The organism is Glutamicibacter sp. MOO4 (assembly GCF_056934395.1).
The window spans coordinates 458,429-481,050 of record NZ_CM167800.1; the positions used below are offsets into that span (position 1 = coordinate 458,429).

At 56.6% G+C, this 22,622-nt stretch carries 23 protein-coding genes; 17 read left to right on the forward strand and 6 right to left on the reverse strand.

Going from position 1 to position 22,622, the window contains the following annotated elements; all coding sequences use genetic code 11:
- Window positions 1-110 precede the first annotated feature (110 nt).
- The 8 genes from AC1Z3F_RS02115 (at window position 111) to AC1Z3F_RS02150 (ending at window position 8,156) form a co-directional block, all read left to right on the forward strand.
- A complete protein-coding gene (locus AC1Z3F_RS02115) occupies window positions 111-665 on the forward strand; it encodes an NAD(P)H-dependent oxidoreductase (RefSeq protein ID WP_131090003.1) in 555 nt (184 codons plus the stop codon).
- Window positions 666-807: 142 nt separating this feature from the next.
- Window positions 808-1,974, forward strand: a complete 1,167-nt coding sequence (ispG, locus tag AC1Z3F_RS02120) for a flavodoxin-dependent (E)-4-hydroxy-3-methylbut-2-enyl-diphosphate synthase (protein WP_131090002.1) — start codon at window positions 808-810, stop codon at window positions 1,972-1,974.
- Window positions 1,975-1,999: 25 nt separating this feature from the next.
- Window positions 2,000-2,824 (forward strand): GNAT family N-acetyltransferase, encoded by an 825-nt coding sequence (locus AC1Z3F_RS02125; RefSeq protein ID WP_262198130.1) that lies wholly within the window; start codon window positions 2,000-2,002, stop codon window positions 2,822-2,824.
- Between the two features lie 22 nt (window positions 2,825-2,846).
- Window positions 2,847-3,545 (forward strand): hypothetical protein, encoded by a 699-nt coding sequence (locus AC1Z3F_RS02130; RefSeq protein WP_131090001.1) that lies wholly within the window; start codon window positions 2,847-2,849, stop codon window positions 3,543-3,545.
- 51 nt (window positions 3,546-3,596) lie between these two features.
- Window positions 3,597-4,343, forward strand: coding sequence for a hypothetical protein (locus AC1Z3F_RS02135; protein ID WP_483566491.1), 747 nt, complete (start codon window positions 3,597-3,599; stop codon window positions 4,341-4,343).
- Between the two features lie 78 nt (window positions 4,344-4,421).
- Window positions 4,422-5,165, forward strand: coding sequence for a hypothetical protein (locus AC1Z3F_RS02140; RefSeq protein ID WP_131089999.1), 744 nt, complete (start codon window positions 4,422-4,424; stop codon window positions 5,163-5,165).
- Between the two features lie 356 nt (window positions 5,166-5,521).
- Window positions 5,522-7,309, forward strand: coding sequence for a proline--tRNA ligase (locus AC1Z3F_RS02145; RefSeq protein WP_131089998.1), 1,788 nt, complete (start codon window positions 5,522-5,524; stop codon window positions 7,307-7,309).
- Window positions 7,310-7,367: 58 nt separating this feature from the next.
- A complete protein-coding gene (locus AC1Z3F_RS02150; protein ID WP_396268674.1) occupies window positions 7,368-8,156 on the forward strand; it encodes a sulfite exporter TauE/SafE family protein in 789 nt (262 codons plus the stop codon).
- A gap of 21 nt (window positions 8,157-8,177) precedes the next feature.
- Here AC1Z3F_RS02150 and AC1Z3F_RS02155 read toward each other — a convergent pair whose 3' ends face one another.
- Together AC1Z3F_RS02155 and AC1Z3F_RS02160 are read right to left on the reverse strand one after the other, a co-directional pair.
- Entirely contained in the window at window positions 8,178-8,624 is a 447-nt protein-coding gene (locus AC1Z3F_RS02155) for a hypothetical protein (protein WP_131089996.1), read from the reverse strand.
- 455 nt (window positions 8,625-9,079) lie between these two features.
- The gene (locus tag AC1Z3F_RS02160; RefSeq protein ID WP_131089995.1) at window positions 9,080-10,147 is read right to left on the reverse strand and encodes a hypothetical protein; all 1,068 of its coding nucleotides are present in this window, start codon (window positions 10,145-10,147) and stop codon (window positions 9,080-9,082) included.
- Between the two features lie 174 nt (window positions 10,148-10,321).
- Between AC1Z3F_RS02160 and rimP the strand changes: the two genes are divergently transcribed.
- The 6 genes from rimP (at window position 10,322) to AC1Z3F_RS02190 (ending at window position 16,626) form a co-directional block, all read left to right on the forward strand.
- Window positions 10,322-10,888 carry a ribosome maturation factor RimP gene (gene rimP, locus AC1Z3F_RS02165; RefSeq protein WP_131089994.1) on the forward strand — a complete coding sequence of 189 codons (567 nt, stop codon included), beginning with the start codon at window positions 10,322-10,324 and terminating at the stop codon, window positions 10,886-10,888.
- A gap of 2 nt (window positions 10,889-10,890) precedes the next feature.
- On the forward strand, window positions 10,891-11,874 hold the full coding sequence (nusA, locus tag AC1Z3F_RS02170; protein WP_131089993.1) for a transcription termination factor NusA: 984 nt from the start codon (window positions 10,891-10,893) through the stop codon (window positions 11,872-11,874).
- 100 nt (window positions 11,875-11,974) lie between these two features.
- Window positions 11,975-12,334: a YlxR family protein gene (locus AC1Z3F_RS02175; protein ID WP_131089992.1), complete on the forward strand. Its 360-nt coding sequence runs from the start codon at window positions 11,975-11,977 to the stop codon at window positions 12,332-12,334.
- Window positions 12,335-12,510: 176 nt separating this feature from the next.
- On the forward strand, window positions 12,511-15,483 hold the full coding sequence (gene infB / locus AC1Z3F_RS02180; RefSeq protein ID WP_483566492.1) for a translation initiation factor IF-2: 2,973 nt from the start codon (window positions 12,511-12,513) through the stop codon (window positions 15,481-15,483).
- 101 nt (window positions 15,484-15,584) lie between these two features.
- The gene (rbfA, locus tag AC1Z3F_RS02185) at window positions 15,585-16,019 is read left to right on the forward strand and encodes a 30S ribosome-binding factor RbfA (protein WP_483566493.1); all 435 of its coding nucleotides are present in this window, start codon (window positions 15,585-15,587) and stop codon (window positions 16,017-16,019) included.
- Window positions 16,020-16,179: 160 nt separating this feature from the next.
- Entirely contained in the window at window positions 16,180-16,626 is a 447-nt protein-coding gene (locus AC1Z3F_RS02190; protein ID WP_131089989.1) for a YdeI/OmpD-associated family protein, read from the forward strand.
- A gap of 14 nt (window positions 16,627-16,640) precedes the next feature.
- Here the strand turns inward: AC1Z3F_RS02190 and AC1Z3F_RS02195 are convergent, their stop codons facing one another.
- The 4 genes from AC1Z3F_RS02195 to AC1Z3F_RS02210 form a co-directional block, all read right to left on the reverse strand.
- On the reverse strand, window positions 16,641-18,125 hold the full coding sequence (locus tag AC1Z3F_RS02195) for a molybdopterin-dependent oxidoreductase (protein ID WP_483566930.1): 1,485 nt from the start codon (window positions 18,123-18,125) through the stop codon (window positions 16,641-16,643).
- A gap of 198 nt (window positions 18,126-18,323) precedes the next feature.
- The gene (locus tag AC1Z3F_RS02200; protein WP_483566494.1) at window positions 18,324-19,148 is read right to left on the reverse strand and encodes an anti-sigma factor; all 825 of its coding nucleotides are present in this window, start codon (window positions 19,146-19,148) and stop codon (window positions 18,324-18,326) included.
- Window positions 19,148-19,729 carry an ECF RNA polymerase sigma factor SigK gene (gene sigK / locus AC1Z3F_RS02205; RefSeq protein ID WP_483566495.1) on the reverse strand — a complete coding sequence of 194 codons (582 nt, stop codon included), beginning with the start codon at window positions 19,727-19,729 and terminating at the stop codon, window positions 19,148-19,150. Before sigK ends, AC1Z3F_RS02200 begins: the two co-directional genes overlap by 1 nt.
- A gap of 168 nt (window positions 19,730-19,897) precedes the next feature.
- Window positions 19,898-20,560, reverse strand: a complete 663-nt coding sequence (locus tag AC1Z3F_RS02210; RefSeq protein WP_483566496.1) for a fasciclin domain-containing protein — start codon at window positions 20,558-20,560, stop codon at window positions 19,898-19,900.
- Window positions 20,561-20,819: 259 nt separating this feature from the next.
- Here AC1Z3F_RS02210 and truB point away from each other — a divergent pair, with 259 nt between their 5' ends.
- The 3 genes from truB to AC1Z3F_RS02225 are packed head-to-tail and all read left to right on the forward strand — an operon-like array spanning window position 20,820 to window position 22,596.
- Complete coding sequence (truB, locus tag AC1Z3F_RS02215) at window positions 20,820-21,743, forward strand: tRNA pseudouridine(55) synthase TruB (RefSeq protein WP_444613014.1); 924 nt, start codon at window positions 20,820-20,822, stop codon at window positions 21,741-21,743.
- Window positions 21,744-21,754: 11 nt separating this feature from the next.
- Window positions 21,755-22,117 (forward strand): hypothetical protein, encoded by a 363-nt coding sequence (locus tag AC1Z3F_RS02220; RefSeq protein WP_131089985.1) that lies wholly within the window; start codon window positions 21,755-21,757, stop codon window positions 22,115-22,117.
- A gap of 11 nt (window positions 22,118-22,128) precedes the next feature.
- Window positions 22,129-22,596, forward strand: coding sequence for a hypothetical protein (locus AC1Z3F_RS02225; RefSeq protein ID WP_483566497.1), 468 nt, complete (start codon window positions 22,129-22,131; stop codon window positions 22,594-22,596).
- The last annotated feature ends 26 nt before the right edge of the window (window positions 22,597-22,622 follow it).

Sequence of the window (22,622 nt, forward strand, 5' to 3'; positions counted from 1 at the left end):
TTAAGTGATCCCGGTCACCTTGTTTCGTGGAATGGATGGGCATCATTCATAGTTGGAAATAGATGAAGCGTCAGCTTCTTTTTCTATTTCCGTCTTTTAGGAGCACACCCATGGCCACAAAGGTCCTCACCCTCGTTGGATCCCTCCGCAACGGCTCGACCAACGTTCAGTTGGCAGAAGCTGCCGCTCACCACGCTCCAGAGGGCGTCGAAGTTTCGGTATTCAGCGGCCTAGAAAACATTCCTTTCTACAATGAGGATCTTGACGTCGAAGGTACCGTTCCAGTAACGGCACAGGTTCTGCGCGATGCAGCCGGCGAAGCTGACGCGTTGATCTTGGTGACCCCTGAGTACAACGGCACCATGCCAGCAGTTCTGAAGAACGCCATTGACTGGCTTTCACGCCCATTCGGTGCAGGCGCAGTTTCGGGCATGCCAACCGTTGTTGTTGGCACCGCATTCGGCCAGTATGGCGGCGTGTGGGCTCAGGATGAAGCTCGCAAGGCACTGAACATCGCTGGCGCCAACGTCCTGGAAGACGTCAAGCTGGCAATTCCAAACTCGGTTGTTCGCTTCGCTGAGCTGCACCCGAAGGATGACACTGAGGTTGTTGAGCAGGTTGCAGCCGTGCTCAACAGCATCAAAGAAATTGCTGAAGCCAACTAGGACCTAGTCAGCAAAATCAGCCTATTACTGCGAGAAAGGCCACGGTGACCCCGTGGCCTTTCTCGCATGAGTACCCGCTCACCTCGATACGGTGACATACTTGGACTAAGAGATTTATCCACAATTTACTCGGAGGCGTCCATTGACTTCGGTCAGCCTAGGCATGCCGGCAGGCCCACCGCCGGTTCTCACACCACGTCGTCAGACTCGCCAGTTCCAGGTCGGCTCGGTTGGTGTAGGTTCCGATTCGCCGATTTCGGTCCAGTCGATGACCACCACAAAAACTCACGACATCAACGCGACCTTGCAGCAAATTGCAGAGCTGACTGCCGCCGGTTGTGACATCGTGCGTGTCGCCTGTCCTACGGACAAAGACGCTGACGCGTTGAAGATCATTGCGATGAAGTCGCAGATCCCGGTCATTGCAGATATTCATTTCCAGCCGAAGTACGTCTTTGCTGCCATTGAAGCTGGCTGCGGTGCGGTTCGAGTGAACCCAGGAAACATTCGCCAGTTCGATGACCAGGTCAAGGAAATCGCTCAGGCCGCCAAGGATCACGGCACCTCAATCCGTATCGGCGTCAACGCCGGTTCGCTGGATCGCCGCCTGTTGCAGAAGTACGGCAAGGCGACTCCAGAAGCATTGGTCGAATCCGCTGTCTGGGAAGCTTCGCTTTTCGAAGAGCATGGATTCCACGACTTCAAGATTTCGGTAAAGCACAATGACCCAGTCATCATGGTTCGTGCTTATGAACTTCTAGCCGAACGTGGTGACTGGCCACTGCACTTGGGCGTGACTGAAGCTGGTCCCGCATTCCAGGGCACCATCAAGTCCGCTACGGCATTCGGCGCACTGCTTTCAAAGGGCATCGGCGACACCATCCGTGTATCGCTCTCGGCTCCTCCAGTTGAGGAAGTCAAGGTTGGCAACCAGATTCTGGAATCGCTGAACCTGCGTCCTCGCAAGCTTGATATTGTTTCCTGCCCTTCGTGTGGACGTGCCCAGGTGGACGTTTACACCTTGGCTGAACAGGTCACCGCGGGACTTGAAGGAATGAAGGCTCCATTGCGTGTGGCCGTTATGGGCTGTGTTGTCAACGGACCAGGCGAGGCGCGCGACGCTGACCTTGGTGTGGCATCGGGCAACGGCAAAGGCCAGATCTTCGTCAGGGGCGAAGTCATCAAGACCGTTCCAGAGGACCAGATTGTTGAGACTCTGATCGAAGAAGCTAACCGTATGGCTGATGAAATGGGACTGAACGATGACGAGAATCCTACCTCGGGTTCTCCCGTGGTCTCCGTCAGCTAAAGAAAGCCGACGAGACGACACAAGGGTGCCGCGGACTCTGGGCCGTCGTGATACGACGGCCCTCATCGAGCTACTCGACCGCGACCCCGTCGCCAATATTTTCACCCGTTCTCAGGTGAGTATGCACCGTTCAGCCGTCCCCGATGGCTTTGCCCATATTGTTGGGGTCGACGGTGACGATGGTTTGGCAGCTGCATGTTGGGTGGGTGCCAACGTGGCGCCCACCGCCATGAGCGAAGATCAGGCGCAAAAGTTTGCAGTCCACGCCTTGGATTCTCGACAGCGCTTTGCCTCGGTTTTCGGGCCCGCCACGTCGGTTCTTCCGATGCACGAAGTGCTGCGCGAAGGACCGCAGCCTATCTTTGATGTGCGGGAAAATCAGCCGTTGATGACGATTTCGCAACTTCCTGATGGCATTGAGCAGAATCCCTTGCGAGCCGCAAAGATTCACGAATTTGATCTGGTACTTCCCGCCAGCGCTGCCATGTTTGAAGAAGAGCTTGGGTATTCGCCGCTAGAAAATGGCGGAAGCTTCTACCGCAGCCGAGTACGCCAACTCATTCGAGACGGCCACACAGTCATTGACTGCGATGAACATGGTGACGTGATTTTCAAAGCTGATTTGGGAACGGTCACTGATGAAGCGGTCCAGATCCAGGGAGTCTGGGTCAATCCACGCTACCGTGGACTTGGCCTAGCAGCTGCTTACATGAGCTCCACCGTCCAGTACGCGCTGCAATTTGCGCCCATTGCCAGCCTTTATGTAAATGACTTTAATGTGCCCGCGATGAAGACTTATCAGCGCATCGGTTTTGAGCAGGTCGACACGTTCGCGACCATCTTGTTCTAACTGATCTGAGATAGGAAAATTTGTGGCTCCTTCTAACGGTTCTCGATTGTTGCTGGCCATGGCGCTGTGCATTGGTGCCGTTGCCCTGAGTAGTTGTAGCCAGGCTGAGCCAATCCCTGAACCAACTCCTGAGCCAAGTTCCCAAAAGCTAGTTAGCCTTGATAGCGACCAGTTGCAACGTAAATTAGCGGACTTCACATCTTCGGATAAAAACGCTGTTGTACTCTCTGACCAGCAGTTGCGCTCAACTATTCCAAAGGCGCAGGAATGGCTCGAATCAATCAAGGTCAATCCAAGTAAGTGCGGAGTCACCTTCGCCCAGCCGGTGGCCGACCAGCTGAAGAATGCCACTATGGCCGCGGTTGAATTCGAAGGCCGTCACCTCACGGTTGCCATCTACAAAGATGAGCAGCTTTTGAGAAAGCATTGGGAAACCAAAAATGCTGCCAATGAGCAATGCTCGCGCTATTCGGTGACCGCCAATGGAGAACGACGGGCCTACCACCTAGCTGAACAAGCGTTGGACTCGGACGCGGATCACGATGAGGCCTCCGTGTCCACAAGCAGTAACGGTAAATCTACTCAGCAACAGCTTGTGGTCAGTTCCAGCAATTCAAATGTGCTGATCGGCTTGCAGCAATCCACAACCCCAAGCCAAACGAAACAACAAATTCAAGCGGCACAATCGACGATCAACGAGTTGCTCAAGACGCTGAAATAGGCGATCCAGATCGCCAGGCGGCCCAATTTCAACACTCGTTAAGGACAACTTATGACCAAGCGTTTCGTATTTTCCATGGTTGCACTGACCGCATCTTTGGCCTTGGCCGGTTGTTCTGGCGGTGTGCACAGTGAAGAAAACGGGACGCCGGGTCAGCCTTCTGAATCTGCAAAGAGCCAGAGCCAGGGCGCAGGAGACGGTAAGAGTCTGGACGCAAAGCAAGTAGAAACCGTCGCATCCACATTGTTAAAGTCCGACCAGTCAGTACAGGTTATAAGCAACGAGCAGATGCAACCCCAGCTTGAAGCTGCCAAAGACGCAGAAATGCCAGCCGGAATTAAGCCTGAAAAATGTGCAGAGCTCAACGCCAAGTATTCGGTTACAGACCTAACCAGTTCGGTGGCGGCGACCTCGACTAGCAGTTCGGAAGAAGTGGGCAAGGTGGTCCAGATATTTTCCATCACCGATGAAGCCACCAGGGCGAATGTATTAAATGCACTGGCCTTTGACGACCTAGAAGACTGCAGCACGGTGACTATCGAACAGAGCGGCAAAGAACTCAAAGCAAAACGTCAGATCTTGCCTATGGACGTGAATGCCGAACACGCGCTGACCATGTCCACGGTTATGGATGCAGGTGGTGGGCAAACGTTGAATTCAGTCGCAGTTCAAGCGCTAGATGGCAATAATTTTGTTCTAATTACGCTGCAGACCGGATCCGTGCAACCGGCCGAACTTGCCACCGAAGCAGTCAAGTTAACGGATCAAGCTTTTGATGAAATCAAATCGGTGCAATAGTTCTGGTAAATACTTTTATTTCGAACGTGTTGTGTAATACTGTAGTTGGAATTTCATCACCGACGTGAGGATTACATCATGAAGAAGCATGCTTTCTGGGTGCTGCCGATCGCGGCAGCATTCGCTTTGACCGGTTGTGGCGGCTCCAGCGACAACGCTGCAAGCAGTTCCGGTGCCACTGAAGCCGCTGAAGCACAGGCTCCCGAAGCCAAGGCACTGACCGCGGATCAGACCACCGCCGTCGTCAAGTCCATGGTGGGTGATGACTCCAAGGCTCAGGTCATGGACAGTGACACCATCAAGGCAGCACTGCCTGACTCCAAGAAGCTCATCGAGCAGATGAACATCAAGCCCGAGAAGTGCGCCGAACTGGTCACTCAGCAGGGAACAGAGAACCTCGACGGTACTAACATGGCAGTCGCCATGGTGACCGGTGAAGGCACTGCGTCCACCACCTATTCAGTCATTGGATATGAGGACACTTCCAAGCTGGACAAGGCAAAGCAAATGGCGGAAAAGAAGGATATGCAGGGCTGTGACAAGTTCACGATGTCCATGTCCGGCCAGGAGATCGCCGCATCGGCAAAGATCCTGGATGCGACTTCTGACGCTGACACCACCATTGCCACCCAAACCACCATGACGGTCAATGGCCAGGAGTTCCCGGGCGGTTCGTACCAGGTACAGGGGCTCGTGGGAAGTAATGCTGTAGTCGTCGCCTACTCCGGTGGCGACGGTTCAGAATCAGCGGAAGACGTACTGAAGAAGCTCACCACTGAGCTGAACAAGGGCGTTGCTGAAATCAAGGAAACCGCTAAGTAGTCAGTAGCAAATTCGGAAGGCTCTCCTACAGTTCACATCGAACTGTAGGGGAGCTTTTCTAATTCGTCGTGCCGGTGCGCTGAGCAATGCTCGGCCATGAATCTCCAAGTGGCAGGAAGCTCTGCCCATGTCTTGCTCGGGCGTAACCAAAGATGCCGGTGAATAGACAGCAGATGTACGGTAAGGAAAATCCGCAACACGAGCTAGCCGATTCCCCTTGAATTTATTGGGAAGTGACGCGAAGCGGTAGCATTAGAACTGGTCGACTTTGCGGCCAAAAACCCTTTTGATTTTGCATAGCTAGTCGGCACCGAAATACCCTTTCGGCGTCGACGGACGGAATAGGACGCCCCTCAGTGGTCTTGAAGCTTTCCACTACCTTCTTGCGCACCTTGCGTGAAGATCCGGTTGACGCCGAAGTCGCCAGCCACAAGCTGTTGGTCCGCGCTGGTTATATCCGCCGCGCAGCCCCGGGTATCTACACCTGGCTGCCGCTGGGCTTGAGGGTCCTTGCGCGTGTTGAAGCTATTGTGCGCGAAGAAATGAACGCCATCGGTGGCCAGGAAGTACATTTCCCAGCACTGCTGCCTCGCGAACCATACGAGCAGACCGGTCGTTGGACCGAATATGGGGATGGACTGTTCCGCCTCAAGGACCGCAAGGATGCCGACTACCTTTTGGCCCCAACCCACGAGGAAATGTTCACCTTGCTGGTCAAGGACCTGTACAACTCGTACAAGGACCTGCCGGTTTACCTGTACCAAATCCAGAACAAGTACCGCGACGAAGCACGTCCACGCGCGGGCCTGCTACGTGGACGCGAATTCATCATGAAGGATTCGTACTCCTTCAACATCGATGATGCCGGTCTGGACGAGGCCTACATGGCTCACCGTGGTGCGTACCTGAAGATCTTTGAGCGCTTGGGTCTGGAAGTTGTTCCGGTCTTCGCGCAGGCTGGCGCCATGGGTGGCTCCAAATCCGAAGAATTCCTGCACCCAACACCGATCGGTGAGGACACTTTTGTCCGCTCGGCTGGCGGTTATGCTGCAAACGTTGAAGCCGTCACCACCGTGGTGCCTGAGGACATTGATTTCACCAATGCACCGGCATACGAAGTCATCGAAACGCCCGATACCCCAACCATCGCCACGCTGGTAGCTGCAGCCAACGAGCTGCGTCCACGTGAAGATCGCGCTTGGGAAGCCAAAGACACCCTGAAAAACGTGGTGCTGGCTGTTATTGATCCTGAAGGAAACCGCCACCTAGTTGTTCTGGGCATTCCGGGTGACCGTCAGGTCGACGAGAAGCGTTTGGAAGCAACCGTTGGTATCGCACTGGGTATCAACGGCGAAGTCGGTGTTGAGCAGGCTACTGCGCAGGATTTGAAGAGCCACCCTGAGATTGTTACTGGCTACCTCGGCCCAGCCTTGGGTCTGGATAACCAGTTGCTGGGCAAAGATACCGAAAATGCCATCCCGTACTTGGTTGATCCTCGCGTGGTTTCAGGTACTACCTGGATCACCGGCGCCAACGAGCAGGGCAAGCACGTCTTCGGTCTTGTTGCAGGCCGCGACTTCACCTTTGACGGCACCATTGAAGGCGTCAACGTACTCGAAGGCGATCCTGCTCCGGACGGCTCCGGTCCACTAAGGACCGAGCGTGGCATCGAGATGGGCCACATCTTCCAGCTGGGACGTAAGTACGCACAGGCATTGGACCTGAAGGTTCTTGACCAGAACGGCAAGCTCACGGTTGTCACCATGGGCTCCTACGGCGTCGGTGTAACCCGCGCAGTAGCCGCACTGGCCGAAACTTACCATGATGAAAACGGTCTTGCTTGGCCTAAGCAGATTGCTCCAGCCCAGGTTCACATCGTGGTCACTGGCAAGGGCGCCGAAATGCTTGAGGCTGCGGAGAAGCTGGCTAATGAGCTTGAAGCTGCCGGCCAGGAAGTCATTTTGGATGACCGTCCAAAGCTATCTGCTGGTGTGAAGTTCTCTGATGCAGAGCTCATCGGTGTGCCGACCATCGTTGTGGTTGGCCGCGGTTTGGCTGACGGAGTGGTTGAGGTCAAGGACCGCGCCACTGGTGAACGTCGCGACGTCAAGGTCGAAGATGTTGTTGCTGAGCTGACAGCCTAAAAGGCCGTACGTAAAAACTAAATAGGGGAGTAGCGCGGTGCAAGAAGTATTGGAATTCCTGTCCGTCAACGGTGAACCCGTATCCCTCTGGCCCTTGGCATTGCTGTTATTAGCTGCCTTGGGTGCTGGATGGATCGACGCGGTGGTTGGCGGTGGAGGACTGATTCAATTGCCCGCGCTACTACTTTTTCCGGGCATTACTCCGGTACAGGCGCTCGCTACTAACAAGCTTGGATCAATTTTTGGTACCGCGACCAGTGCGGTCACGTACTATCGGCGCACTAGTCCGGATCTGAAGACCGCACTCCCTATGGCGGCTACAGCGCTGGTTGGTGCATTCGGTGGAGCGGGATTGGCAACAATTCTGCCTGCACAAGCGATCAAACCGATTATCATCGCCGCTCTAATTGCGGTGTTACTCTTTACCATCTTCAAACCGAAAGCCGGCGAACTTTCACGGCTTCGCTACACCGGACGCAAGCACTACCTGCGCGCCCTGGCGATTGGCCTCATTATCGGCGGTTATGACGGCATGGTTGGGCCCGGAACGGGCTCGTTCTTGATCATCTCCATGGTCACCGTGCTCGGTTACAACTTCCTGCAGTCTTCGGCGAAAGCAAAAATCGTCAACCTGTGCACCAATGCTGGCGCGCTACTTTTGTTCGTCCCCACCGGACACGTACTTGTTGGGCTGGGACTGGCCATGGGTGTTATGAACATGATCGGCGGATACCTCGGTGCGCGCATGGCGATTTCCAAAGGCAGCGGGTTCATCCGCATCGTATTTGTTGTTGTCGTCAGTGCGCTCATCATGAAGCTTGGATCGGACATGATCTTCGCCGGCTAGTGATGCGCCTAAAGCGCAGGGTTAGAGACTGTGTGAAGTGGAAGCTTCCACCGTTGTGTAGCCGCCCTCATGCTTAACGTGCTGTGGGGCGATTGCATGGACCACCGAGCTGGCCGGCATTTGAGCAATGCGGAAAGTTAAGAAACTTGTTGGGATTGCCGAGCGGTACAGCTGCTCGATGGTGGTCTTTTGAGGAAGGGGCTCAACAACCTGCAAAGCAGTGCAACCGATGGAGACGTACATAAACCACAGATCACCATTTGTTGGGTCAGTGGTGGCGACCAGTACTGGAGGTTGGTGGGCCGCTACCAGTGACATCACGTCGCTGAGGCTCTCTTCCGGTTGCGCAATGACAATCGGCATTCCTTGAACCCAGCCGTGAGCGCTGAGCTGAGCACGGCCCTGTCGCGAATTAATGATTTCGCTGACAAGTTCCGCAATCTTGGATCGTACAAATCGACCTGGCATTATCCATCCTCCTGTGTACGTTTTTGTAACGAGTGTCTGGATTCCCATGTAAGGCCCTCAGGTTTCGTGAATTCTCCGGAGCTTGTGCCGGTGAATACTTGAACCGTTGAACCTTGATTTCACCATAGCCGTTTTATTCAGGAATTGCGAGAGAACGATCTTGCGAAGGACAATTCGATAATCGCGAATACGATTCCGTATAGCAGTAGGGCGGATATATCTGGTGAAACTGAAAACGATCTAAGACTCTAAAGACCGGTTGTCTTGGGAGTTTGCACTAAGGATCCAGAGAGCTGGCCAAGGTGACCAACAATAATGTGCTGATAGCTCTCCGCATATCTGCGTAAATTATCGTCACGGAATCATGCCACGGGTGAGCAAATATCAACGTTGTGATTATTTTGTAATAGCTATCTTCGAGGTGAACTCCACGAAAATCTAGGATGGATTCAGCTCTAATTGACGCTGGCGCCGGACACTAGGATGCGGTGCTCAGGATTGGCTTTAGCTTCGTTGTCCAGCACTTCAAAAGCAACAGCGGCGATGCGTTGGCCAGTGCCTTCATCCGAGCTGCCAGCGGCAAGAACTAACGCTTGATCAAAATCCTCGGTCGCATCTGAAACGACGTTCCCCAGATCCTTCAGGCCATCTTTGGGCAACGCGTAAGCAGGCTGGCGCAAATCTTCACACTTTGCATCTACCGCCGAACGCAAGCTTGCTAACTGCTTGCTCAGTGCAGTTCGTTTCTTCTCAATCGCGGCTGATTGCGAGGAGACACCACGGGCGGCCTGTAGCTGCAACGCATAGTCCAAGGCATAACCGCGGTCCAATGCACGAGCTACGGTGACGGACTCAAAGTTCTTTGAGTCTTTAACCTCGGCGTCAGCGTTAAGCAAATTTGGATCGGGAAGGCACGCCACTGGCTGGTTCTGATCCTGGTCGGCGACGGCACCGAGTGGCTTGGCAAGCTCCGGTGGGTTCTTTTCACCCAAGGAGTCCATCGCTTTGTTGGCATCGAGGTTGGTCTGGAACGCGATCTGAGAAAGAAGCTTTGTGCTCTGTAGCGACGGCTTCTTCAGCGCAGGCAGCGAAGCTGAAGACTTGGCCACATCTTGAGCCAATTCTTGTACGAGTTCGGGGGAGTAGGACTGCGGTAATGCAGTTGGTGTCTGCTCTTCGAACTGCAATTCGCCGAGTAAGGCAGCGCCCTGCGCCAGCGAAGCGCCTAGGTTTGCCAAAGCTTCAGCGCTGGAACCATCGGTTAGCTCGGCGAGCTTGTTGGCTCGGGCCGCGAGGTCTGCGAGCTCGCCTCCTCGAACCCACAAGGCACGTTTATCGTCCGAGGCGGACTGGACCTGTTCTGGTAGACCCTGATCAACTAAGGCCCCATGAAATATCGTGCTACCAATTCCCCAGGTGAGTGCTGCAGCAACAACACCGCCTAACACTGGTGCGATCCAGCTCGGCGCACGAGAAGCGATTTTCTTCTTGCGAGCATCGGCGTGAGGGAATTTTTCAGTCATAGCGATTCGATCATTTCACGTTCGAGCTCGAATTTAGGTCAATTCTCGTGTTGCGCACCACCACGAGAAGAAAAACTTCGTGAGTTCTTTCACCTGAGCGCGGTTGATAGTTCTCAACAAGCGAAACGCAATATACGCTTAACGGACAACATCGAATAGCGTGGGAGGATATCCATGACCGGAATACCGGCCGATACCGAACAGGAAGCGCAGCGTCTGACTGCTTTGCTTTCCAAGGAAGTAGAATCCCACGGGCTTCTCCTAGAAGAAGTTACTTTGCGCCCCTCTGGCAAGCAGATGATCGTTCAGATCATCGTTGACAAGCCAGACGGCAACGATTCGGTGATTCTTGATGAACTCGGTGAAGTAACCACCACCATCTCCAACGCTCTGGACAAAGACGCAGCTTATGCGTCGGCTGACCCTTATGAACTGGAAGTCAGCTCGCCAGGTCTTTCCCGCCCGCTGACTGCCAAGCGTCACTGGGTTCGCGCCCTAAACCGCATGGTTAAGATTTCCTTGGCCGACGGAACCAAACTGCGCGGCCGGCTGTTGGAAGTTAACGACGCTGATGTGTTGGTTGCTGAGCACCGTGAGCCAGCCAAGAAGGGTATGAAGACTAAGGTCCTAGAACCTGCCCTCCACACTTTTGAAAATATCCGTAAAGCTGTCGTCGACCCAGAACTGAACTTCGATGACGCACCACTAGACACCGTTGATTCTGAAGATTTGGAGGGCTAAGCGTGGATATTGATCTCAACGCTCTGCGTATTCTGGAAAAAGACCGCGACATCCCCATGGATGTACTGATTCCAACCATCGAGTCGGCTTTGCTGCTGGCTTACAACAAGACCGAAGGCGCAATGCCAGGGGCGCGTGCTTTTATTGAGCGCGCTACCGGTCACGTTGCCATCTTGGTGGAGGACCGCGATAACGCCGGTGTTCTGCTCGGCGAATTTGACGACACCCCACACGGCTTTGGACGCATCGCTGCTTCCACCGCTCGTCAGGTCATCATGCAGCGTTTGCGTGAAGCTGAAGATGCACAGGTTGTCGGTGAATACACCACCCGCGTAGGCACCTTGATCTCCGGCGTGATCCAGCAGGGCTACTCGGCTCACATGGTTCAGGTAAAGATTGGCGACCTGGAGGCATTGCTGCCACCAGTAGAGCAATCTCCAGGCGAGAAGTACCAGCACGGCAACCGCCTGCGCGCTTACGTCGTCTCGGCTGAACGCGGCAACAAGGGTCCAGCTGTGACCCTGTCACGTTCGCACCCAGGCATGGTTCGCTTGCTCTTCGAAATGGAAGTGCCTGAAATTGCTGACGGCACCGTTGTTGTTGAGGCACTGGCTCGTGAAGCTGGTCACCGCACCAAGATCGCTGTTCGTGCAACCAAGCCTGGCGTGAACGCCAAGGGCGCTTGCATCGGTGAAATGGGTACCCGCGTTCGTGCAGTAATGAATGAACTGAACGACGAGAAGATCGACATCGTTGACTACAACGAAGATCCAGCGAAGTTCATCGCCGCAGCACTGTCCCCATCCAAGGTCGTCTCGGTAGAGATCCTTGATGAGGCAGAGCGTCGTGCTCGCGTCGTCGTTCCAGACTCCCAGCTGTCGTTGGCTATCGGCAAGGAGGGGCAGAACGCCCGCCTGGCCGCCAAACTGACCGGCTGGCGCATTGACATCTTGGCTGCATCCGGCGGCAAGGAGCCACAGCTCTAAAGCTGGATTGCTAAGAATTGCTAGTTAGTCGCGTGCAAGCCTAGCGTGTGTGAGCCACAACTCATGCGCGCTATGGCGTGCAAACGCGCTAGACTAGTAGATGGCTCGTACAACTAGGGAAGGTGGCGACGGCGCTCGCATGAAGCTGCATCAGCAACGCACGTGCATTGGCTGTCGAACCATTACCAGTAAAAACGAGTTACTCAGATGGGTCCTCAATGAAGGTACTCCGCTTCGTGCGGTGAGCTTGGATTTGCAGGGTTCCGCCTTCGGGCGAGGAACCTGGACCCACGGTACACAAAAGTGTGTGCGGCAAGCAGTACAGCGAAAAGCATTCGCGCGGGCCTTCCGGTCCGCCGTCGACGATTCGCAGGTAGTGCAGGAATTTACCGCATACGAAGATCAGCTGGCGGCACGTCAGCAATCTGGCAAACATGATGAAAGCGGGTCAGAAATCTGATGGCAACCCGATGAGTCGACAATGTTGAGCGCACAACGATGAACTATCAGTTCTGCGTGATCCACCGTGCGACGGAAGAATTTCACGAATTACACAGCTGATTTGCCAGACCTCCTGCATAGAAGATTTTTCTTTGAAATTGGGGTTTGAGCAGATCACATCGATACAGGAGAGATGTGGCTAAACCCCGCGTTCACGAGCTCGCTAAAGAGCTCGGAATCACTTCAAAAGAAGCACTAACCAAATTGCAGGATATGGGCGAATTTGTTCGCTCCGCATCCTCGACCGTTGAGCCTCCAGTAGCGCGCAAGTTGCGCGATGCTTTCCCAGGTTCCAACGCTGCTGCAGCCAAGCCGGCTGCAGCTAAGCCAGCAACCTCGGGCGCACCAAAGCCGGGTTCGAAGCCAGCGGCAGCTCCGGCTGCTTCTTCAGCAGCTAAGCCAGGCACCAAGCCTGCCGCTAAGCCTGCAGCAGCGACCCCAGCACCGGCAGCTCCAGCGGCGCCGGCAGCCCCAGCAGCACCGACTGCTAAGGCAACCCCGGGCGCACCACTTCCAGGTGCAGCACCAAAGCCAGCGGCCAAGTCGGGCCCAAAGCCAGGTGCTCCACGCCCAGGCAACAACCCATTCTCATCCCAGCAGGGCATGCGTTCGGGTGACTCGGGCGAACGTCGCGGCCAAAACCGCGAAGGTAGCCGCGAAGGCGGCCGTGCACCACGTCCGGGCGCTCCTCGTCCAGGCGGTCCACGCCCAGGCAACAGCCCGTTCTCTTCCCAGCAGGGTATGCGCGGCGAAGGTGGCCAGGGTGGCGCACGTCCAGCACGTGACGGCCAGCGCGGTCCACGTCCAGCCGGTCAGGGGCAGGGTGGCGGTCCACGCCCACCACGCGAAGGTCAGGGCGGTCCACGTCCGGCACGCGAGGGTCAGGGTGGACCACGTCCAGCACGTGACGGCCAGCGTAGCCCACGTCCAGCAGGTGCAGGCGCAGGTGGACCACGTCCAGCCGGTGCCGGTGCAGGTGGACCACGTCCAGCAGGCGCAGGAACCTCCGCAACTCCACGTATGATGCCTAACCGCACTGATCGTCCAGCTCCAGCAGCTGGCGGTCGTCCAGGTGGCGCAGGTCGCGGGCGCCCAGGTGCCGGTGGCGGCGCTGGTGGCGCAGGTGGCGGTACCGGTGGCGGCTTCCGCCCAGGTGCACCACGTGGTCGCGGTGGTGTTGGCGGTGCTTTCGGTAAGGGAGGCGCCGGTCGCGGTAAGCAGCGCAAGTCCAAGCGCGCAAAGCGCCAGGAATTGGAGCAGATGAGTGTTCCAAGCCTGGGCGGTGTCAACGTACCTCGCGGTACCGGTGAGACCGAGATCCGTATGCGTCGTGGTGCCTCGATCACCGACTTCGCAGACAAGATTGGCGCAAACCCAGCAGCACTGGTGACCGTACTATTCCACCTCGGTGAAATGGCTACCTCCACCCAGTCGCTCGACGAGGCAACCTTCGAGGTCCTCGGCGAAGAGCTGGGCTACAAGGTTTCTGTCGTCTCCCCAGAGGACGAAGACAAGGAACTGCTTGAAGGCTTCGGCCTTGATCTGGAAGCCGAACTTGAGGCTGAAGGCGAAGACGAGCTTGAAGAGCGCGCCCCAGTTATCACCATCATGGGTCACGTTGACCACGGTAAGACCCGACTGCTTGATGCTATCCGTAAGTCCAACGTTATTGAGGGCGAGCACGGCGGCATCACCCAGCACATCGGTGCTTACCAGATCAACCACGAACACGAAGGTCGCACTCGTGCAATGACCTTCATCGATACCCCGGGTCACGAGGCGTTCACCGCCATGCGTGCTCGTGGTGCCGAGGTCACCGACGTGGCCGTGCTGGTTGTTGCAGCGGACGACGGCGTTATGCCACAGACCGTTGAAGCACTGAACCACGCACAGGCTGCTGGTGTGCCAATCATCGTTGCAGTGAACAAGATCGATAAGGAAGGTGCTAACCCTGACAAGGTCATGGGTCAGCTCACCGAATACGGTTTGGTTCCTGAAGAATACGGTGGCGACACCATGTTCGTGAAGGTTTCGGCATTGCAGAAGGAAGGCATCGACGAGCTGCTCGACGCTGTCTTGCTGACTTCCGATGTGCTTGAACTTCAGGCCAACCCAGACAAGTCCGCTCGTGGTGTAGCCATTGAAGCGAACTTGGATAAGGGTCGCGGTTCGGTTGTTACCGTGCTGGTTCAGTCCGGTACCTTGTGCGTTGGCGACACCATGGTTGTGGGTACCGCCCACGGCCGCGTGCGTGCAATGTTCAACGAAAACGGCGAGAACCTGGACGTGGCATTGCCATCGCGCCCGGTTCAGGTCTTGGGTATGTCTTCGGTGCCACGCGCCGGCGACGGCTTCTTGATCACCGACGATGAGCGCACCGCTCGTCAGATCGCTGACAAGCGCGAAACCGCAGAGCGTAACGCAATGCTGGCTAAGCGTCGTAAGCGCATCACCTTGGAAGACTTCGATAAGGCCGTCGCTGATGGCAAGATCGATACCTTGAACCTGATCCTTAAGGGTGACGCTTCGGGTGCTGTTGAAGCACTGGAAGATTCGCTGATGAAGATCGAGGTTGGCGACGACGTTCAGCTGCGCGTAATCCACCGCGGCGTGGGTGCTATCACCCAGAACGACGTCAACCTGGCTACCGTGGACAACGCCATCATCATTGGCTTCAACGTCCGCCCAGCCGAGCGCGTGTCTGAACTGGCTGACAAAGAAGGCGTGGATATGCGCTTCTACTCGGTCATCTACTCCGCTATCGACGACATCGAAGCAGCGCTCAAGGGCATGCTCAAGCCGGAATACGAAGAAGTTGCCCTCGGTACCGCCGAGATCCGCATAGTCTTCCGTTCCTCGAAGTTCGGCAACATTGCCGGTTCGATCATCCGCTCGGGCACCATCAAGCGTAATTCCAAGGCTCGCTTGGTACGCGATGGCAACGTGGTTGGCGACAACCTGTCGATCGAATCGCTACGTCGCGAAAAGGACGATGTCACCGAGGTCCGCGAAGGCTTCGAATGTGGTATCGGCCTGGGGTCGTTCAACGACATCAAGGACGGCGACATCATCGAGACCTTCGAGATGCGCGAAAAGCCACGCGACTAATTGCTCACCAGCAATTAGCAGTGTGACTCACTGATTCGTGGGCGTTTGACCGATAAGATTTGGTCAAGCGCCCACGAGTTTTGAACCATTAGGAGAAAACCATGGCTGATTCAGCCCGCGCCGCACGCTTGGCTAAGCGCGTGCAGGTCCTCATGGCCCAGTCGCTGCGCACCGTCATCAAAGACGAACGCATCGATAATGTCACCGTGACCGACGCCCGCGTTACCAACGACCTGCAGCACGCTACGGTGTACTACACCGTCTTTGGTGATGACGAGATGAAGAAGGGTATCGCCGAAACGCTGGAAAAGCGCGGCGGTGCGCTGCGCAAGGAATTGGGCCGCAACCTGACCATCCGTCTGACCCCAACGCTGGCCTTCGTAGCCGACGAAATCCCTGAAGGTGCCTCGCACCTTGAGGAACTGCTGGCTAAGGCCCGCGAGAAGGACGCTGAAGTTGCAGCCCTTCGCGAAGGCAAAGACTTCGCAGGGGACCAGGACCCATACAAGAAGGACGAAGAGGAAGAAGAAGCTTAAGCTTCCTTGTTCTAGTCCTACTTAGTTTGATGCTCGGATCACTACGCATAATGCGTGGTGGCCCGGGCATCTGACGTTTAAACGCCAGAACCCTAGTGCTCACGTTGCTGATGAGATAGCGTGAGAAACCACTAACGGATTCGAACAAAGGTGCAAGTAGATGCCAGAATTCACCACCACCCTGATTGCCAGCACCGGGAACAATGTAGGGCTGGTCGTGCCCGATGAAATTGTTTACGGATTTGGTCGTGGCAAACGTGTACCGGTGACAGTTCAAATTAATGGCGACTACACCTACCGAACAACTATCGCCTCCATGGGCGGACAGTTTCTTGTTTCTTTTAACTCCGAGACTCGTGCAAATACCGGCAAAGGTGCGGGGGACGAAATTACCGTGAAGCTAGAGCTGGATGAAGAACCACGCACCGTGGAAATCCCTGAACCGCTGGCTGTGCTGCTCTCTGCGGAACCAGAGCTACTTGATGCGTGGAGCCAGCTGTCCTACAGCAAACAACGTGGGCACGTAGACCCGATCGTTCAAGCTAGGGGAGAAGATACCCGCACCCGCAGGGTTGAGAAAGTCATCAAGGTGCTGCGTAGCCAGTAGGCTACAGTCAGCGCCTACTGCACGGTGAATTGCAGGCGTTGCCAGCCGCTGGCGCCATTGGGCACCGGGTTGGCTTTCTCGCTGGTCTGCAACTGGCCCTGTGCGTCGTAGGCGCGTACAGTTGCCGAATGTGCGCCGGGCGTCGCATCCTTCCACACGAAGCGCCACTGTCGCCACGTATCCAAGGAGGCCTCGGCTGCCAAGTCGGCATCTTCCCATGGTCCGTCATCGATCTGCACTTGCACGCGGGAAATGCCGCGGGTCTGGGCCCAGGCGGTACCGCCCAGCACGACGTCCCCTGCGGGTACCTTGGCGAATGGGCGAGGCGTATCGATCCGGGAAGACATCTTGATGGGACCGCGTTCGGACCAACCGCGAGTCGTCCAATAGGCAGCCTTGTCCTGGAACCGGGTGACTTCCAGATCGACCACCCATTTGGTAGCAGACACGTAGCCGTACAGGCCAGGAACCACCATGCGCACCGGGAACCCGTGCTCGAATGGCAGCGGCTCGCCATTCATGCCGATCGCCAGCAAGGCCATCCGGTCATCTCTCAGGACTTCCAGCGGGGTTGAAGCACTGAAGCCGTCATGCGACGTGGAGAGCACCATATCTGCGCCGGCTTGGGGAATGGCGCGTTCCAGCAGGTGGCGCAGTGGATAGCCCAGCCATTGTGCGTTGCCTACCAGGTCGCCGCCGACCGGATTCGATACGCAGGTCAGCGTCAGATAGGTTTCCACGAGCTCTTGGTCCAGCAGCTCGTCGAAGTTCATGGTGAATTCCTTCTCCACCATGCCGTGAACCCGCAAGGACCACTGTCCCGGGTCGATTTGGGGCACCGAAAGTGCGGTGTCGATACGGTAGAAATTCCGGTTCGGGGTAACGAAGCGTGGCATATCCGCTTCCTCGACCTGAACCCCTGCCGGCAGGGGTTTTGCCTTGGTACGGGGCGCAGGCAAGCGCAAGGCCTTGCGGGCAGCCTCAGCCATGTTCCGCGCAGCGGAGATCGAGCTCGAAGCGCCGGTAGCTATGGCCGAGGCGGCCAGGGCCAGGACCGAACCGAGCAGGAAGGTTCTGCGGCTTGGACCCGGGATGCTGGCGTCCTCGCCCGGAGGCGCGACCGTGGCTGAAGCCAGCCGGCTGAGCCACTGCAAAACCCCGATGCCGGCAATCGCGCCGAGTACCGTTGGGACAATATCAAGCAGGCTGGTGGACGCACGGGTGACCACTGCGCTGGACATCACCATGGCCAAGGCAACGATGGCGGTGCAGGCAAGGGCGAAGCTTCGCTTGGCCAGCAGGCCGACTACCGCGGACAGGACCGTTGCGACGACGCCAATGGATATGAACAGCGCCAGCTTGTCGTTGGTGCCGAAGGTCGCGATGGCAAAGTCCTTGAGCCATGGCGGAGTCAGGTCGATAATGGCCGAGCCCAAGGAGAAAAACGGCGACGAGGCGCCGTTGAAAAAAGCCGAGGCGAACTGAGCCACGGCGAACATGGCTGCTGCCGAACAGATTCCAGCCACCGCGTGGAATACGAGAACTCTGTCGTTGCGTTTCGTTGAAATGCCCACTGCCACTCACCTCATGCGTTGCGATCCATGTTCCCCTGCCGATCACAGGGGAACAACCACTCTCCATGTATTCGGAACATCCTGCGATGCGGATTGGAATCGGCTACGAGAATTTTTGCGGATTCACAGCGCCTGGACCATGATGGGATCTGTTGTCGGGGCAGGGGATCCAGCAGCTGGCTCCACAGTGATCCCGAAGTGCGTGATGTCCTTCATCGGATCTGAAACCATGATCATGCCATCGGCATCGGCGCCGGCGAGCATGCCCGCAGAAACTGCTCCATCGGCCGAAATTAGCCATAGCTCATAGCCCTTGTCGCTGGACAAAGCCGGCATGCCGGAGGTGGAAACAGCCATCAAGCCCTCATCGGCCGAATAGGAAAGCGTGATACGGGCTCCGTCCTCCAGGGTCTGCGTTCTTGACTTCGCATCAGGGGCGCCCAGAATCCGCGTGAGCTCGTCTTCATGCGAGGCCATGGCGGCCATCTTGTTCTCCATCTCGCGCTGCTCGGAAGTCTGGTTGATCGCCAATCCTCCCAAGGCCACTGCTGCCAGCAGCAGCACGCCGGCGGCCAGGGCAAAGAAGCGCTGCGTGCCGCGTCCTGTTCCTGTCTGCTGGACCGGAGGTTCTGCAGCGGAACCAGGTTCCCCTGGAGCCTCGGTGGCTGGGACGGCTGCGGGAGAGCTGCCCAGGGTGGGTGCCTGGTCCGCAACGGGAGGGAGCTGCTCGGTGGTGCGGATGGCGGACATGATGTTGGCCTTCAACCGTGGCGGAGGCGCAACCGGCTGTGCCGCCAAGCCAAGCAATCCTGCAGTTTCCTGCAGTGCATCGAGTTCCTGGCGAGCCTGGGCGGAATTCGGAGACTGGTTGAGCAGGTCCTCGCGTTCTTTGTCCTCCAGGGCGTCCCGGGCGAAGCTATCGGTTCGCTCGTTTTCATGCTTGTCCATTACGCCACTCCCATCAGGTCTCGAAGTTTGCTCATTCCATCGCGTATTCGCGTTTTGGCGGTTCCCACCGGTATTTTCAGAATCTCGGCGACTTCCAGGTGGGTGTATCCGCCAAAGTAGGACAGGTGTATGGCCTCGCGCTGAGGCGCGCTGAGCCGTTGCAGTGCCTGGGAAACGCGCACGGTTTCATCGTGCAAGATGGCGTTCTCTTCCACATCATCGTAGCTGTCTTCGAAGTCCTTGATTCCAACGCGCAAATCCCGTGCTTGGCTTGCTTGGCTCGAACGCACACGGTCCACGGCTCGGCGGTGGGCAATGGTCAGCAGCCAGGAGGCTGCGGTGCCGCGTGCTGGATCAAAGCGCTGGGCCTGCTGCCAGGCTTCGACGAAAACTTCTTGGGTGACTTCTTCGCTCTGTGCCCTGTCGCGAAGCACCCGCAGCACGAGTCCGAAGACTCGGGAAGCCATGGCATCGTAGAGCGATTCGAAGGCAACTTCTTGTCCCAGCGCGACCTGTTGCATCAGGGCGTCCGGCGTTTGAACGGAATCGTCTTCCATGGAGTCGAGTCTATTTGAACTCATGAATCCTAGAGTCTCACGCATCTGTGTCTGTTTCGCTGTCTGCTGTTCCGTGGCGCTTTGCGAAAGTTGCCGATGGGGGAGCACGGCCCGTTGAACCAGCGAAGGTGATGCCTGGATTTGGACTCCATGCATCACCTTCAGGCCATCGGCCTTGCAATTGCGCCGTTGCTACTTTTTGGCTGGTGGCATCAGGACGGTGTCCACCAGGTACACGGTCGCGTTGGCGGTCTGCACGCCACCGCAGATGACCGAAGCGCCATTGACCTCGAGGTCGTCGCCGCTGCCGGTGACTTCTACATCCTCGCCCTGGACGGTTGCATGGGTTCCGGGAAGATCATCTGGTGCGATCTGGCCGGGAATCACATGGTAGGTCAGGATGCTGCTCAGGGTGTCCGCGTCCTTGGCCACAGCGGCCAGGTCATCCTTCGGGATTGCGGCGAATGCGTCATCAACCGGAGCGAAGACGGTGAATTCGTCGCCATTGAGGGTGTCGACCAGGTCAACGTCCGGGTTCAGCTTTCCGGAAACTGCGGAAGTCAGCGTGGTGAGCAGCGGGTTGTTGGAAGCTGCAACGGCCACTGGATCCTTGGCCATGCCTGCTACCGAACCGTCACCGGTTGGCACTGCTTCGGCATAGGCGGCGCAGCCGCTGCCCACGAGATTGCTTGCCGGATCCATTGCAGATTCGCTTGCCATCGGCGAGCTGCTTTCCGATGCGGAGGTGGTGGGTGATTCCATGGTTTCCGAACCGGTCGAGCAGGCGCTCAGTCCCATGGCGGCGACTGCGATGAGCCCGAATGCTCCAGCGACTTTGCTGTATGTGCGCTTCATGATTTTCTCCTTGCTTCGCCGCGACTGATGTCGTCGGTCCTTTTCCTGTCCGTGCGGATCAGGTTGTCAATGAGCATTCGGGGCAGGATGCCCAACGGATTGGAATCTCTTGAAAAAATTTATTTTGCGGCCAATTCGCAGAGCCTGGAAGGACTCATCTGCAATCCGTGGCAGGAACAATCTGGGATGCGACGTGGCATCGGCCACGGTTGAACGGCAAGACGGGTGAATTTTCTGCCTAAGCCATATACTGGAAGGCGTGAGTAAAGCCGGGCAGAACACGCAAGAGCAGGCCTCGGGCCTGGTACTAGTCGACAAAGATCAAGGATTGACCTCCCACGACGTGGTTGGTCGTATCCGTAGACTCGCAGGGACCCGCAAGGTGGGCCATGCTGGCACCTTAGACCCGATGGCCACAGGTGTGCTTGTTGTCGGTGTTAACAAGGCGACCCGCTTACTCACCTACATCGTTGGTCACGATAAGACCTACACCGCCACCATCCGTCTGGGACAAAACACTGTCACCGACGATGCTGAAGGCGAAATTATCTCTCAGCGTATTGCTGCTGCGGTCACCGATGAAGATATCGAGCGTGAAGTAGCAAAGCTCCGCGGTGATATTGAGCAGATACCAAGCCAAGTTTCAGCCATCAAGGTTGATGGTAAGCGCTCCTATGCACGTGTGCGAGCCGGCGAGCAGGTAGAACTCAAGGCGCGTCCGGTGACTATTTCACGCTTCGAGATTCACGAAATCCGTCGAGAAAACGGCGGCAAGATCCTTGACGTGGACGTCACCGTTTCTTGCACCTCCGGAACCTACATCCGTGCACTGGCACGCGATCTGGGCGAAGCACTCGATGTTGGTGGACACCTGACGGCGTTGCGCCGTACCGAGGTTGGCCCGTACAAGATTGATCTGACTAGCACTCTGGAACAGCTGGCAAACGAATTCACCATGCTGCCCCTTGAGAAGGCTGCCGCTGCGTTGTTCCCTAACCGTACGGTGAGCGTGGATGAAGCGATGGAGCTGTCCTTCGGGCGCACCATTGCCGCATCCCACCTGAGCATGGACATTGAGCCTGGCCAGACCGTCGCAGCCTTTGCACCCAATGGGGTGCTGGTGGCATTGCTGGAGGACAAGGGCGAAAAAGCTCGTACGGCCCTAGTCTTCACCGCTAAGTAAAGGTTGAACCGTTGTTTGCCTTGAACGGATTTTTCATCGCCGGAGTCATCGTTTGTGCACTGGCATTGCTTGTTGCTGTGGTGGCGACCATCATTCGCAAGCACCCGGATGACTGGGCTCTTATCGGCGCAGCTGCAACTGAAGTCTTCTTGATTGTTTACGGCGTTGCTGCCGCGATCAGGCAGGCCGGCGGAAACGCTGTACAGGGCGACCCGCTGGAATTCTGGGGATATCTGATCACCGCGCTGATCATGCCCCCGCTGGCATTCTTCTGGGCTGTCAGTGAAAAGAGTCGCTGGTCCAATGCGGTGTTGGGTGCCTCGGCAGCCGTCACCTTCATCATGCTGTTCCGTATGGAACAAATCTGGCACTAGGAGTAAACAACATGAGTCAGAATCCTCGTAACTCACGGATCATGCAGGCTGCACAATCTCGCAATGCCACTAAAGGTCCAAAGCCAAGCCGCTCCACTGGCCTAGGCCGAGTGATTATTGCGGTCTATGGCATCTTGGCTCTGGCGGCAACCGTTCGTGGTGCGTACCAAATCGTGAGCAAGTTTGATGAAGCGCCGGTGGCCTACACGCTGTCATTGCTTTCCGGCCTGATCTACATTGTCGCCACGTTCTCACTGTCATCTTCTAAGTCGCGCGCATGGCTTGTCTCGCTGTGGGCAGTGAGCGTTGAACTTGTTGGTGTGATCGTTGTGGGCATTTTGTCATTGACTCATCCTGAAATTTTCGCCCACCCATCGGTGTGGAGTGGTTTCGGTGAAGGCTACGGTTACATTCCGCTGGTATTGCCAATTGTTGGCTTGTGGTGGCTTTACCGTAACCGCAGCGAGCGTCTGGCCTAAAGACGTGTAAGAATTGCCTCGGTGGG

Coding starts and splice junctions, on each gene's coding strand:
- rimP (WP_131089994.1), top strand. CDS start 10,322: ATGACCGGAATACCGGCCGATACCGAACAGGAAGCGCAGCGTCTGACT.
- AC1Z3F_RS02225 (WP_483566497.1), top strand. CDS start 22,129: ATGAGTCAGAATCCTCGTAACTCACGGATCATGCAGGCTGCACAATCT.
- sigK (WP_483566495.1), bottom strand. CDS start 19,729: ATGAGTTCAAATAGACTCGACTCCATGGAAGACGATTCCGTTCAAACG.
- AC1Z3F_RS02195 (WP_483566930.1), bottom strand. CDS start 18,125: ATGTTCGCCGTGGCTCAGTTCGCCTCGGCTTTTTTCAACGGCGCCTCG.
- AC1Z3F_RS02140 (WP_131089999.1), top strand. CDS start 4,422: ATGAAGAAGCATGCTTTCTGGGTGCTGCCGATCGCGGCAGCATTCGCT.
- rbfA (WP_483566493.1), top strand. CDS start 15,585: ATGGCTGATTCAGCCCGCGCCGCACGCTTGGCTAAGCGCGTGCAGGTC.
- AC1Z3F_RS02135 (WP_483566491.1), top strand. CDS start 3,597: ATGACCAAGCGTTTCGTATTTTCCATGGTTGCACTGACCGCATCTTTG.
- AC1Z3F_RS02190 (WP_131089989.1), top strand. CDS start 16,180: ATGCCAGAATTCACCACCACCCTGATTGCCAGCACCGGGAACAATGTA.
- AC1Z3F_RS02175 (WP_131089992.1), top strand. CDS start 11,975: ATGGCTCGTACAACTAGGGAAGGTGGCGACGGCGCTCGCATGAAGCTG.
- AC1Z3F_RS02115 (WP_131090003.1), top strand. CDS start 111: ATGGCCACAAAGGTCCTCACCCTCGTTGGATCCCTCCGCAACGGCTCG.
- AC1Z3F_RS02160 (WP_131089995.1), bottom strand. CDS start 10,147: ATGACTGAAAAATTCCCTCACGCCGATGCTCGCAAGAAGAAAATCGCT.
- AC1Z3F_RS02210 (WP_483566496.1), bottom strand. CDS start 20,560: ATGAAGCGCACATACAGCAAAGTCGCTGGAGCATTCGGGCTCATCGCA.
- AC1Z3F_RS02155 (WP_131089996.1), bottom strand. CDS start 8,624: ATGCCAGGTCGATTTGTACGATCCAAGATTGCGGAACTTGTCAGCGAA.
- AC1Z3F_RS02200 (WP_483566494.1), bottom strand. CDS start 19,148: ATGGACAAGCATGAAAACGAGCGAACCGATAGCTTCGCCCGGGACGCC.